The organism is Parabacteroides sp. AF21-43, from assembly GCF_003635435.1.
GTDB classification, from domain to species: domain Bacteria; phylum Bacteroidota; class Bacteroidia; order Bacteroidales; family Tannerellaceae; genus Parabacteroides; species Parabacteroides distasonis.
In genome coordinates, this window is the sequence record NZ_QTMG01000030.1 from 56,814 (window position 1) to 70,541 (window position 13,728).

At 49.1% G+C, this 13,728-nt stretch carries 10 protein-coding genes, 1 tRNA gene and 1 other RNA gene; 8 read left to right on the forward strand and 4 right to left on the reverse strand.

Features of this window, described 5'->3' with window-relative positions; genetic code table 11:
* Position 1: 1 nt before the first annotated feature.
* Complete coding sequence (locus tag DWX84_RS17735; RefSeq protein ID WP_369799703.1) at positions 2-1,003, reverse strand: linear amide C-N hydrolase; 1,002 nt, start codon at positions 1,001-1,003, stop codon at positions 2-4.
* 376 nt (positions 1,004-1,379) lie between these two features.
* Between DWX84_RS17735 and DWX84_RS17740 the strand changes: the two genes are divergently transcribed.
* The 4 genes from DWX84_RS17740 (at position 1,380) to DWX84_RS17755 (ending at position 3,647) form a co-directional block, all read left to right on the forward strand.
* Positions 1,380-1,982: a riboflavin synthase gene (locus DWX84_RS17740; protein ID WP_005862004.1), complete on the forward strand. Its 603-nt coding sequence runs from the start codon at positions 1,380-1,382 to the stop codon at positions 1,980-1,982.
* Positions 1,983-2,183: 201 nt separating this feature from the next.
* Entirely contained in the window at positions 2,184-3,098 is a 915-nt protein-coding gene (locus DWX84_RS17745; RefSeq protein ID WP_048928109.1) for a DnaJ C-terminal domain-containing protein, read from the forward strand.
* A 13-nt stretch (positions 3,099-3,111) separates the two neighbouring features.
* On the forward strand, positions 3,112-3,429 hold the full coding sequence (locus tag DWX84_RS17750) for a chaperone modulator CbpM (RefSeq protein WP_048928110.1): 318 nt from the start codon (positions 3,112-3,114) through the stop codon (positions 3,427-3,429).
* Between the two features lie 146 nt (positions 3,430-3,575).
* A tRNA-Met gene (locus tag DWX84_RS17755) sits at positions 3,576-3,647 on the forward strand.
* Between the two features lie 99 nt (positions 3,648-3,746).
* On the opposite strand, the gene DWX84_RS17760 is transcribed toward DWX84_RS17755, so the two are convergent.
* The 3 genes from DWX84_RS17760 to rnpB all read right to left on the reverse strand — a co-directional run bounded on the left by DWX84_RS17760 (position 3,747) and on the right by rnpB (position 6,882).
* Entirely contained in the window at positions 3,747-5,102 is a 1,356-nt protein-coding gene (locus DWX84_RS17760; protein ID WP_008778066.1) for an MATE family efflux transporter, read from the reverse strand.
* A gap of 25 nt (positions 5,103-5,127) precedes the next feature.
* Complete coding sequence (locus DWX84_RS17765) at positions 5,128-6,498, reverse strand: YihY/virulence factor BrkB family protein (protein WP_036612322.1); 1,371 nt, start codon at positions 6,496-6,498, stop codon at positions 5,128-5,130.
* Positions 6,499-6,527: 29 nt separating this feature from the next.
* Positions 6,528-6,882, reverse strand: an RNA gene (gene rnpB, locus DWX84_RS17770) — RNase P RNA component class A.
* 406 nt (positions 6,883-7,288) lie between these two features.
* On the opposite strand from rnpB, the gene DWX84_RS17775 reads away from it, so the two are divergent.
* The 4 genes from DWX84_RS17775 to DWX84_RS17790 all read left to right on the forward strand — a co-directional run bounded on the left by DWX84_RS17775 (position 7,289) and on the right by DWX84_RS17790 (position 13,088).
* Complete coding sequence (locus DWX84_RS17775) at positions 7,289-8,812, forward strand: Do family serine endopeptidase (protein WP_005866098.1); 1,524 nt, start codon at positions 7,289-7,291, stop codon at positions 8,810-8,812.
* Positions 8,813-8,951: 139 nt separating this feature from the next.
* Positions 8,952-9,812 carry an RNA polymerase sigma factor RpoD/SigA gene (locus DWX84_RS17780; RefSeq protein ID WP_005641668.1) on the forward strand — a complete coding sequence of 287 codons (861 nt, stop codon included), beginning with the start codon at positions 8,952-8,954 and terminating at the stop codon, positions 9,810-9,812.
* 108 nt (positions 9,813-9,920) lie between these two features.
* Positions 9,921-11,393, forward strand: coding sequence for a glycoside hydrolase family 125 protein (locus DWX84_RS17785; protein WP_008773993.1), 1,473 nt, complete (start codon positions 9,921-9,923; stop codon positions 11,391-11,393).
* Between the two features lie 117 nt (positions 11,394-11,510).
* Entirely contained in the window at positions 11,511-13,088 is a 1,578-nt protein-coding gene (locus tag DWX84_RS17790) for a sulfatase (RefSeq protein WP_005862019.1), read from the forward strand.
* The last annotated feature ends 640 nt before the right edge of the window (positions 13,089-13,728 follow it).

The following is a 13,728-nucleotide window of genomic DNA, read 5'->3' on the forward strand; positions in this document are numbered from 1 at the left end:
TTCAGATCCCGAACAAGAACGGTAACGGTTTGCTGTCCTTGAAATCTTTGGCGGTGTTTCCGGCGTAAATCTCGCCGTCTGTGAGCGTTAGTTTCTTGATAGGTGTACCTGCCTTGAAGTCCAAGCTCTTGAAATCTACCCAAAAGATATCCGGGCTTAAAGTAGACTCGAAGTAATATACCTTATTCTTCTGGTCGGCTACCGTACGCCAGCGGGTAGAGGAGATATTCGGTTGATCCGGGGTCGTGATTCCCAGAGGTACCGATACGTTACGCATTACGCTGAATACCCCGGCTACCGCTTCCCGGAAATTACTTGTCTGCGGGATGGCGTGGATATAGAAAGAGGCACGCACGAAACGATCGGAAGCTCGGTTCGTACCCGGCAACATGACTAAGCCGCCTATCTGTTGCCAGTAATCGTTTAAGGTTAGTTGCTTATCGTATGTAGGGGAATTCGTCATGACTTGGCATTCCCGTCCCTCGTGGATAACCAAGTTCCCGTTCAGGTATTCGAAGATAGCGCTATTTCCTGAAGCGTCCGAGATCGAGAGATGCAAGGTCGATTTCGCCCCGTTCGGGAGATCCGGATCGTCGATGCGGAAGACCTCCTTGCTTAACTCGGCAACCGCCTCATCTACCGTGGCGAAATTATCGAGTACATACTGCGTCCAGATGCTAAGCCCCATAACCGGGCGGTTATCGTCCGGTCGGAAATAAGATGACTCGGTGAGGAACAATAGGTTGGCTACAAGTCCCTTCTCGTTCATGCCGTCGCACGTACCGATATCATACCCGGCGGTCACCACGCTTCCGTATTTCGAGGTCCATTGGATGGTATTATCGGATATCGCCCCCCTTCTTTGCACTCCCCGGGGGAAGAGGTAAAGGTTGGATTGCGGGTCCTCTTTCCAATCCATGGTACGTCCGGTTACGACCATATTGTCCGGCCCGAGGTAAACGGCCCTTGTACACGCCTCGCTTCCCGTAGGGTTCATGAACATGAGCAAGCCGGCGAAAAGAGAGGCCAGTGTTAAATTCTTTGATTTCATAAGATCTATATTATTAGGATAATCTATTTATGAAACAAGTGGCTTTAAGGAATGTTTAGGGATGGTTTAGAATGATATACGAGATACGGAGCCGTGTGAATAACCCCCATTTCGTTTTTAGGCTTTCATATCGTTGAGCATGCGGAGGCGTTGGGTATGGGAAGCCAACGATACGATTTGATCTCCTTGGACGATAAATAAGTGCGGTTTCTACCGTGATAAAAACATTTAATAACATCCTTTTTATCGGGCTTATTACCTTAAAGGCGTTATCTTTGCCCATGAATAAATAACAGTTTTGGGAGTACAAACTAAAAACAATTTGATTATGTTCTCAGGTATTGTAGAAGAAGCGGCTCAGGTAGTAGCCCTCCAATCCGATAAAGGAAACCTTCATCTGACGATGAAGTGCTCATTCGTGAATGAGCTGAAAATAGATCAGAGCGTGGCTCACAACGGCGTTTGCCTTACGGTGGTAAGCATGACGGAAGATACGTATACGGTTACCGCTATCAAGGAGACCTTGGAACGTTCGAACCTCGGGAACCTGAAAGTGGGCGATAAGGTGAACTTGGAGCGTAGCATGTTGATGAACGGCCGTCTGGACGGGCATATCGTACAGGGGCACGTGGACCAGACCGCCGTTTGTGCGGAGGTGAAGGAGGCGGACGGCAGCTGGTACTATACGTTCGAGTACGCTTTTGATAAGGAGATGGCCCGGCAGGGGTATATGACCGTGGAGAAAGGCTCCGTTTGCGTGAACGGCGTCAGCCTGACGGTATGCAACTCCCAGCAAAACAGTTTCCAAGTCGCTATCATCCCTTATACGCACGATAACACGAACTTTTGCCAGATCGAGAAAGGTACGGTAGTGAACCTAGAGTTCGATATTGTCGGGAAGTATATTAGCAAGATGATGCAGTTTAAATAAGGTTCGAAGAATTTCCTATCCATAAAAGGCTTTAGCGGTATCTGATGATCCCGGCTAGAGCCTTTTCTATCTACAGACAATCTTAATTCCGTGCGTGTACGATTAAAAACGTTTTAAGTAAATTTTCACTAACCAAAACTATCCTTGGTATGTTTATTGTTATATAATTATATGAGAAAAATAGACTAAACATATCAGATTATGGCCTATATCGATTATTACAAAATTTTGGGGGTGAACAAGGACGCTTCTCAGGATGATATCAAGAAAGCCTATAAGAAGTTGGCTCGGCAATATCACCCTGACTTGAATCCGAACGATCCCGACGCTCATCGTAAGTTTCAGGAGATCAATGAGGCGAACGAGGTGCTTAGCGATCCGGAAAAGCGTAAGAAATACGACCAGTACGGGGAGAATTGGAAACATGCGGATGAGTTCGAGGCTCAACGGAAGCAGTACGGCCAGCAAGGTGGCGGCTTTGGCGGCGGCTTCTCGAACGGTGGAGGTACGTATTGGTCTTCCTCCGGCGATGATGGAGAGTTCTCGGATTTCTTTGAGTCTATGTTTGGTTCCCGCCGGGGTGGCGGTGGCCGTTCTAATCATGGGTTCCGTGGACAGGATTACACGGCCGAATTGCACTTATCCTTGATGGATGCGGCCAAGACACATAAGCAGGTGATCACCGTGAACGGCAAGAACCTGCGTATCACGGTTCCCGCCGGCGTAGCCAACGGGCAAACCATTAAGCTGAAAGGCCAAGGTGGGCCGGGCATGAATGGAGGCCCTGCCGGTGATTTGTACATCACGTTCATTATCCCGGACGACAGCCGTTTCAAACGGGTGGGAGACGATCTGTACCTGACCGTCCCCTTGAACCTCTATACGGCGGTCTTGGGTGGCGAGCAGATTATCGATACCTTGGATAGCAAGGTGAAACTGAAAGTAAAAACGGGCACGCAAAACAATACGAAAGTCCGGTTGAAAGGTAAGGGATTCCCTGTTTACAAGAAGGAGGGGCAGTTTGGTGACTTGATCGTCACGTACTCGATCGAGGTGCCGACCAACTTGACAGAGAAACAGAAGGAATTGTTCCGGGAAATACAAAGTCTAAATTAAAAACAGGTGTATTATGCAAACAGATTTAGTTATTGTCAGTGAATACTGCCAGAAATGCCATATAGACCCTTCGTTCATCATTTTGCTGGAAGAGGGAGGTTTGATAGACATTAATATCACGGATGGAGAGAGGTATCTCTTCTCTTCCCAGCTCCGTGATCTGGAACAATACACACGTATGTATTACGACTTGTCTATTAACATCGAGGGAATCGAGGCCATTCATCATATGCTGAACCGGATGCGGAATTTGCAGGCGGAGATACAATCGTTGAGAAACCGTCTGCATTTATATGAACCATTCGGTTTTGATACGATCGAGAATTTCTAGTGTCAAATTGCTGCTAAACAAGGCTTCACTGCCCGATAGCGAAGGGCGTACGCAAACAAATTGAAAATATTTCTTGAAAATGTTTGGAAGTTTGGAATGTAATATATACCTTTGCACTCGCAATCAGGAAATGATAGCGACTATATCGCGGAGTGGAGCAGTGGTAGCTCGTTGGGCTCATAACCCAAAGGTCGTAAGTTCGAGTCTTGCCTCCGCAACAAAAGAAAGCCCTCGAGTCATTGACTTGAGGGCTTTTTCTATATTCAATCAAGCGATCGGGCGATGCGACCCCGACGGAAACGAATAATAAGCTATGCTTATTTCTTCCGTAAAGGCCCTTTGTTCTTCCAGAATCCCAATTTATAATAGATATAGGTGATTGTAAGCCCGATGCAAAGGCTGGCGCCGATGGCCCACCAGATACCGCTCCGTCCCCAGATAGAGCTAAACCAATAGGCGAGGGGAATGCGTATCAGCCAAAGACAAGTGATGCTTACTGCCATCGGGAACAGGGTATCGCCAGCTCCCCGTAATGCCCCGTTGAAGACGTTCAAGCCGCCGTGTACGATAAAGAATCCTCCCATGATCAATAAATATTCCTTGCCAATCCGGATCACCTCCGGGTCCTTGGTGAAAGCCAGCATCATCTTGTCCCCGAAGAAATAGATGGCCGTGAAGGTTGCTAGACCCAGCAATAGGTTGACAAGCATGGCGAATCGTACCCCGTCACGTACCCGGTCCAAGTGCCCAGCTCCGATGTTTTGCCCGCAGAAAGCAGCTAGCGCCCCAGAGAGGGTCAATACCGCTTGGATGATGATCGTGTCGATCTTTCCCGCTGCCCCGTAAGCGGTGAGCGTATCCGTGCCGAAACTGTTCACGATCCCCAGCAAGGCAATCAATCCGAGCGAGATGGCACATTGCTGTACGCTGGAGGGAAGCCCGATGCGGAGCCCTTCCTTGAACAGTCCCATATCGAACAATAAATCCTGTTTCTTGATAGAGAGCAGGGGATGGGTGTTGTTCACGTAGCCTAGGGCCACGCACATGCCGATCCCTTGGGCGATCACCGTAGCCCGTGCCGCCCCTTCGATCCCCCATTTGAAAACGACAATGAAGAGTAAATCCAAGGCGATATTCAAGATCGTGGTAAGCAGGATAAACAGCATGGGGCGCACGGACTCCCCGACACCCCGCAATATGGAGATAATGCTATTGAAAGTGACGAACAAGAACGTACCCCCTACATAAATCCTGAAATAAGCGACCGCCTGCGGGATCACGTCCTCCGGCGTGTTCGTCAGCCTGAACATCGGCTCGGCAAAAATAATCCCCGCTATGGACAGCAATACCCCTGCGACCAACATGAAGATAAAGAAAGATGAGAAGGCTTTTTGCACCTTATCGAACTCCTTCGCCCCGAAAAACTGCGAGATCACCACCGACGTTCCGCTTCCGATACCGATCACCAGCGAGATAATAAAGTAATAGATGAAGAAGGAAGCCGATACCGCCGCCAACGACTCTTTCCCTAGAAACTGCCCGACAATGACGCTGTCGGTCACGTTATAAAGTTGTTGCAGCAGATTGCCGATCAGCAAAGGGAAAGCGAAACGCAGGATCACCTTCCATACCGCCCCACTCGTCAAATCCCTATTTCCTGTATTAATTTTCAATTCTCAATTCTCAATTTTCAATTCCCTATAGGTCTTTCAGCAGGATATTGTCGTTTGCCTTTATCATATCCTCACGTGTCTTCAGCAGGGCTTTCCATTCCTTGCTGAAAAGCTTGCTCGTGTCAATCTTGAAGTTCTCGGAACCATACTCGTCCATGCGGGTCAGCAGGTAGCTGACCGTGATCTTATTGACATCGATCGCCGGCTGGTAGTATGCCACACGGTCGTCATTCCCGTAATTCACCTCGATGATGATGTTCAACTCCGTGAGCAGGTATAGGATCTGTGTCGTTATGCGGATAGGGATGCGGTAAGCGTCGGATAGCTCGTCGGCCGTATAGGGTTTCTCGCCTTTCACGAACCGTTTGATGATCAGCGAGGCGATCAGCAGGGTCAGGAAATCCTTGTACCGGCGGCTGATACTTTTGCTGTCCCTCTCAAAGCTGAATTTCTTCACGTTCTGGGAGGCGTACGACAGCTCTGCGCCAAACAAGCAAATCAACCAAGAAAGCTGCAACCAGAGCAACAACAAAGGCAGTGCGGCGAAACTACCGTAAATAGCGTTGTACTTGCTCACCCAAATCTGCCCGCTGATATAAATAAATTGGAACAACTGGAAGGCGCAACCAGCGATAAAGCCTGCCACCAACCCGTTCACGAACCTCACTTTCGTATTCGGCAGGGAGACGTACAGCCCCGTGAAAGCCAATGTCGTGATAATATAGGGCGCTATATGCAAGAACAACTCCATGAGCGGCGTAAAAAATAAGTATTGCCCCAAGAACGAGTTCTGCAAGGTAGACATGAAGATGGACAAACCGCTGGATGCCGTCATCAGCACCGGCAGCACGAGGAATAAGGCCAGATAATCGGATATCTTCCGGTACCACGGCCGGGATTTCTGGATCTGCCAGATATCGTTGAACGTATCCTCTACGGACGAGATCAAGTTGATCACCGTATAAAACAACAAAATCAAACCGACCCCGATGATCACTCCCCCCTGCGCCTGCGCCAGATAGCTCTCCACGAACTCGAACGCCTTGTTCAGCTCCATCTCGTGCCCGGGGAAATAATCGAACAACTCCTGCCGTACCGTCCCTTGGAAACCGAAGCCCTTAGCTATACCTAATAATACGGCCAGCAAAGGTACGATAGATAACAAGGTACTGTAGGTAAGCGCCGACGCCTTGGTTTGCAGGTTCTCGCTCTGGAAACCCCGCACGGCGAGTATGACCGTCTTGATGATATTGATATAAATCTCCTTCAGCCCACTAACTTCATTCTCGGTAATCCGCCAAATGTCGTAGGTTACGAAACGGATGGTTCGTGCTAATAATGCGCTGATCCGTTCTCCAATAGGTTTCTTTTCTTCCCGTGGCTTGTTTTTGGGCATATCGGCACATGATTTAATTGGCAAATAAAAAAAGCAGTCTGCCTATAAGCCGGGTCCTGTACCTCTTTGGAAAGAGGCGCCTGCCATTTATCTTGTCTTACCGTCGCCGGTAAGCTTTAGCGGTCTACCCCCCGGCATCGGACGAGCCATCCTACATGCGCCGGTATACATGACCTTACAACCCATAAGACGTACGGCATCCCGTATCGCTACGGGACCCGGTGAGCTCTTACCTCACCTTTTCACCCTTACCGGACGAGTCCGGCGGTTATTCTCTGTTACGTTACTCTACCCTCACGGACAGCTTCCCGTTAAGAAGTATGGTGCTCTGTGTTGCCCGGACTTTCCTCACACCCGAAGGTGAGCGACAGACCGGCAGACTGCGATAGGACAAAGATAGGTATTTTAGTTGACAGTTGGCGGTCGGCGGTTGACAATTATTTTGGAGACGCATAGGAGAGATAGGATAACATTTTCTTTTTCAGCCGTAAACATATTCTGTCTCCTAAGTGTTTTTTATACGAACAAGGATTGTAGATTGCCAGTAACCGACTGTCATTTATCGATTGCCGACTGTCAGTTATCGCGTGTCAACTGTCAATTCGTCTGCTGTTTAATTGTTAAAAAGGTACTTTGCAATACACAGTACTGTTAAGTGCGGTTAAGCCCCTGTGATGCCTCGTTAAAAGTGATAAAAAATACGATGGAAATGGAATATCCGCACAATTTTTGAGTTTTCTTTGCCGTAAAGAAACTGTTAAATTTAAGTGTTTAATTAAATAAGAAAAGTATGAAAAATATCTGGAAGAATGTGCTTGGTGTTGCTCTGATAGCAGCCATTAGTTCTGGTGCCGCGATCGGAACGAGTACTTACCTGATGAATAAGAATCAACGTCCGGTGGAGTTGGCCTCCGGAGTTGAGAATACCTTCAAGCAACCGTATCGATTGACGAATTATGGAACCGTGGCCGCCGAGAATATCGATTTCACTACGGCCGCCGAGAGCGCTATCCACGGGGTTGTCCATATCAAGGCCACGGCTAACGCGCAAGCCTCTAACGGGGACGGCGGTCAGCAGTATATGGACCCGTTCGAGTATTTCTTCGGCTTCGGTGGCCGTGGAGGGTTCCAACGTCCGCAACAGCAACCTCGTGTGGGCGCCGGCTCGGGTGTCATTATCTCTACGGATGGTTATATCATCACGAACAACCACGTGATCGACGGAGCCGATGAGCTGGAGGTTACCTTGAACGATAACCGGAAATTCCCGGCAAAGATTATAGGGGCTGATCCGACAACAGATATCGCCTTGATCAAGATCGAGGCAACCGACTTACCTACGATCCCCTTTGGTGATTCTGAGAAGTTGAAAGTAGGTGAGTGGGTGTTGGCGGTAGGTAACCCGTTTAACTTGACCTCTACCGTTACGGCAGGTATCGTGAGTGCTAAGAGCCGTGGTAACATCGGCGCCGGTGGCAAGGATCGTAGCAAGATCGAGTCGTTTATACAGACAGACGCCGCCGTGAACCCGGGTAACAGTGGTGGGGCGCTAGTGAACACGAAAGGCGAGTTAGTCGGTATCAATACCGCTATCTACTCCGAGACCGGTAACTTCGCCGGATACTCTTTCGCCGTGCCTATCAGCATCGCCGGTAAGGTGGCTAACGACTTGAAGCAATTCGGAACCGTGCAGCGTGCTGTATTAGGCGTATTGATACAAGACCCGCAATACGTGCCGGACGCTGAGAAAGAGAAAGTGAAAGTATTCGAGGGCGCTTACGTAGGTGGTTTCGCCGAGCGCAGCTCCGCTAAGGAAGCCGGAATCGAGAAGGGTGACGTGATTGTAGCTGTGAACGGCGTGAAGATCAAATCGTCTAGCGCTTTGCAAGAGCAGATCAGCAAATACCGTCCGGGCGACAAGGTAGAGTTGACGATCAACCGCAACGGTAGCACGAAGAAATTCACGGTAGAACTCCGTAATGCGCAAGGTAGCACCAAGGTCGTGAAGGGTGGTGACAGCGCAGAGGTTATGGGCGCAGCGTTCAAGGCTTTGAACGACGAGCAGAAACGTAAGTTAGGTGTAAGTTATGGTATCGAGGTCACCGGTCTGACCAGCGGCAAACTGAAAGACGCCGGTATAAAGAAAGGCTTCATTATCATGATTGTAAACAACCAGAAGATCTCTGCTCCGGAAGACTTGGAAAAGATTGTGGAAAGCATACTTCAAGGACGTACGGAAGATCAAGGCCTCTTCATTAAAGGCTTCTACCCGAACGGACGTACGAAGTACTATGCGATAGATCTTGCCGAATAAGATAAACAAGGACTGTAGTCTTATAGGTGTGAAAAGATTGTTAAAGGTTTTTAATTGGCTGGATGTGGGGTGCATCCAGCCAATTCTTTCAACAAAAATGGTTATCTTTGCACCCCGTATTCTCAATTAAACAAATTGAATGAGACAATTAAAGATCACAAAGTCCATTACCAACCGCGAAAGCGCTTCGCTGGATAAATATCTTCAAGAGATTGGTCGAGAAGATCTTATCACGGTAGAAGAGGAAGTGGAATTGGCACAGGCTATCAAAAGAGGAGACCGTAGGGCGTTAGAGAAATTGACCCGTGCGAATCTCCGTTTCGTCGTTTCTGTGGCTAAGCAATATCAGAACCAAGGTTTGAGTTTGCCCGACCTTATTAATGAGGGTAACTTAGGCTTGATCAAGGCTGCCGAGAAATTCGATGAGACGAGAGGTTTCAAGTTTATTTCCTATGCTGTATGGTGGATTCGCCAATCTATTCTGCAAGCTTTGGCAGAGCAGTCAAGAATCGTGCGTCTTCCGTTGAACCAAGTAGGCTCGCTGAACAAGATCAGCAAGGCCTTCTCCAAGTTCGAGCAGGAAAACGAGCGCAGACCGTCTCCAGAGGAACTTGCTGATGAGTTGGATATCCCGGTGGATAAGATTTCCGATACCTTGAAGGTGTCCGGACGTCATATTTCCGTGGATGCCCCGTTCGTGGAAGGCGAAGACAACAGCCTTTTGGATGTGCTTGTGAACGATGACGCTCCTATCGCGGACCGGTCGTTAATGAACGAGTCATTGGCTAAGGAAATTGATAGAGCGCTTGCTACACTGACCGAAAGAGAATGTGAGATAATCAAGATGTTTTTCGGTATTGGCTGTCAGGAAATGACATTGGAAGAGATTGGCGACAAATTTGGCCTCACTAGAGAGCGTGTCCGCCAGATCAAGGAAAAAGCAATCAGAAGATTAAGACAAGGAACTCGTAGCAAGCTTCTAAAATCGTATTTAGGCTAATTTAAGGAATTATTGAGTTGGCGAAGGCTCCGGTCCGAAAAGGATTGGGAGCCTTTATTTTTTTTCTTAACTTTGCCACTGGAATATAATACCATAAAAACTATATAAATGACTACAAGACGTAATTTCCTGAAAACAGGATCTATTTCCTTGGCCGGCCTGTTGGTTGGCGAGAAGGTATACTCCGCCGTGAGTACGCCCGACAATAAAAAGAGTTTTAGCACGATCGCCTCTAAGGTGACCGGCGATTACGCCAGCAAGCGCCCGGCTCCCGAGGCCCGTAAGTTTACCTCCAAGGCGGTAGAGGAGCAACTGAAGGCTTCCAAGGCCCGTATCAAGGACCCGAAGCTGGCTTGGATGTTCGAGAACTGCTACCCGAATACTTTGGACACGACCTGTGAGTTCAAGATGGTAGACGGCAAGCCGGATACGTTCGTGATCACCGGAGATATTCACGCCATGTGGTTGCGTGACTCCTCGGCGCAGGTTTACCCCTTCGTCACCTTGGCGAAGAAGGATAAGGACTTGCGGCAAATGCTGGTCGGAGCTATCAATCGCCAGACCGCCTGCATCCTGATCGATCCCTACGCTAACGGCTTCAACGAAGGCCCTACCGGGAGCGAGTGGGAGAGCGACCGCACGGAGATGAAGAAAGAGCTTCACGAGCGTAAATGGGAGATCGACTCGCTTTGCTACCCGATCCGCTTGGCGTATCATTATTGGAAAGAGATTGGCGATACCTCCGTATTCGACAGCAAATGGGAGCAGGCAATGGAGGCCGTTTACCGTACCTTCCGTGAGCAACAGCGCAAGGATAGCCTCGGGCCGTACCGTTTCTCCCGTGTGACGGACCGCCAAGGTGATACCCTCTTGAACGATGGTTGGGGTAGCCCGGTGAACCCGGTGGGCCTAATCGTCTCTTCTTTCCGTCCTTCCGACGACGCTACGCTGTTCGGCTTCTTGGTACCATCTAACTTGTTCGCTATCACCTCGCTTCGCCAGGTGGCTGAGATTCTTCGTGTCGTAAGAAATAACACGGACTTGGCCGGCCGTTGCGAGGCGTTGGCGGGTGAGGTAGAGGAGGCCGTGAAGAAATACGCTATCGTGGAGCATCCGGAATTCGGTAAGGTATACGCCTTCGAGGTGGATGGTTACGGCAGCCGTGTTTTCATGGACGACGCTAACGTACCGAGCTTGCTGGCTTTGCCGTTCTTGGGTTGTGTGGACGTGAACGACCCGGTTTACCAGAATACCCGTCGCTTGGTGCTGAGCCCTTCCAACCCTTACTTCTTCAAGGGAAAGGCCGGCGAGGGCATCGGCGGTCCGCATATCGGTTTCAACTATATCTGGCCGATGAGCTTGATCATGCGTGCTACGACTTCCAACGACGAGAAGGAGATCCGGTATTGCATAGAGACGCTTCGTGATACGGACGGAGGCACGGGCTTCATGCACGAGTCTTTCCATAAGGACAATCCTTCCGATTACACCCGCTCGTGGTTCGCTTGGACGAATACTCTGTTTGGCGAGTTGATCGTGAAGCTGCAATCCGAAGGCAAGCTGAAAGACCTCCTCGGCTAATACCACCAAGGTTAATATCACCAATTGTAGAGACGGGACATGCCCTGTCTCTACAAGTCTGTAACTGAGTGTATTTAGGCAAAATCAATCAAAACAACATAAATCTAAGCGGAATACATGAAAACAAATAAACTATTCATTCTGACAGGTCTGGCGGCGATAGCCTCCACCTCCTGTAGCCAAAAAGAGAATACGTCCGGGCAGCCCGCCAAGCCCATGAATATCCTTTACATCATGACGGACGATCACTCCTTCCAAACCATCAGCGCCTACGACAAGCGATACATCCAAACCCCCAACATCGACCGCATCGCAAATGAGGGCGTACGTTTCACCAATAGCTTCGTAGCCAACTCCATCAGTGGCCCCAGCCGTGCCTGCATGCTGACCGGCAAGCACAGCCACAAGAACGGCTTCATCGATAACGCCCATACCTTCGACGGCTCGCAGCAGACCTTCCCGAAGCTATTGCGTAAAGCTGGCTACCAAACCGCCATGATCGGCAAATGGCACCTCACCTCCGATCCCACCGGTTTCGATTACTGGAACATCCTCGTAGGCCAAGGCGATTACTATAACCCCATCTTCATCGATAACGGCGAGAAGCGTCAGATCGAAGGGTACGCCACGAACATCACGACCGATCTGGCTCTTGATTGGCTGGACAATAAACGAGACAAGAGCAAGCCTTTCTGCCTCCTGCTGCACCATAAGGCCCCGCACCGTACTTGGATGCCCGATACCTGCGACCTGCGTCTTTACGATGATGTGACCTTCCCGCTGCCCGAGAACTTCTACGACGATTACGCCGGCCGCATCGCCGCCTCGGAGCAGGAGATGAGCATCATCAAGGATATGGATATCGTATACGACTTGAAAATGGCCGATAAGGAGAACGAGATCCATTCCTCCAACGCCGATCTGGAGAAGTACGGCCGTGAGCTTTATAACCGCATGAATCCGGACCAGAAAGCCGCTTGGGACGCCTATTACGATCCGATCATCCAAGACTTCAAGGCGAAGAAACGCACGGGTAAGGAGCTGGCTGAGTGGAAATACCAGCGTTATATGCACGATTACCTTCGGGTGATCCATTCCGTGGATCGGAACATCGGTATCGTGCTCGATTATCTGGAGAAGAACGATTTGCTGGATAACACGTTGATCGTCTACACCTCCGACCAAGGATTCTACATGGGCGAGCATGGCTGGTTCGACAAGCGCTTCATGTATGAGGAATCCTTCCGCACCCCGTTGCTGATGCGTCTGCCTGGTGGCAAGAAGGGTGATATCCCGCAGCTCGTGCAGAATATTGATTACGCCCCCACTTTTTTGGAACTGGCCGGAGCCCCCATCCCAGCCGACATCCAAGGCGAGTCCTTGCTTCCCTTGCTGAAAGGCGAGCGGCCGGAGAACTGGCGTAACTCCCTTTACTATCATTACTACGAGTATCCCGCCGAGCATTCCGTGAAGCGTCATTACGGCGTACGTGACGATCGTTATAAATTGATCCATTTCTACAACGACATCGACGTATGGGAGCTTTACGACCTCCAAGAAGATCCCCACGAGATGAATAACCTTTACGGTAAGCCCAGTTACGAGGCAGTGATGAAACGCATGCGAGACGAGCTTTATAAGCTGCAAAAACAATATGATGACCCTGTGGGAATACGCTTCAATGTGTCGGACTGATGAGAGCGGACATTCGTGTTCTGTTATCAGATTTTTTAATTAGTTGTGGATTAAGGTGCATAAAGGACTTGGAACTTGGGGGATGAGAAGTTGAGTCTTTGCGCTTGATGACTTAGCTCTTTGCGTTCTTTGATTTAAGTCATTGGCTTGAAGGAATTAAGTCTATCGTATGGCTCTTCTTTGCTTATGCGTGTATCGAATTAAAAAATGACTATAGGCAGGTTTCAAGTTTCAAGGTTTCATGAAACCTTTTTCTTCACACACACGATGCGTACATTATATAGGTTTCAAATAAATCCCTTTATGTTTGTTATGCGGGATGGATAGCCTCGAAGAACTTGCGTAGCCACGACATGATGTTTTTACCCGAGGCGGACGGAGCGATCATGAGGAACTGTATTATATGTACTTGTGCGTGTGTGAGGAAAAGGGGTTCGTGAAACCTTGAAACTTGAAACCTATTTCCATGCCCATCCAGATATTGTCAACATCAGTACAGATAAATATATGTGCCTTTATCGTGTGCGTACATTAAAAGTAAGGATTGTTGAGCCATGAGAAAAAACTTGAAAAATAATGCCGAAAATGTTTGGAGGTTATGTTTTATAGCGTTACTTTTGCACCCGCATTCGAGAGAGAA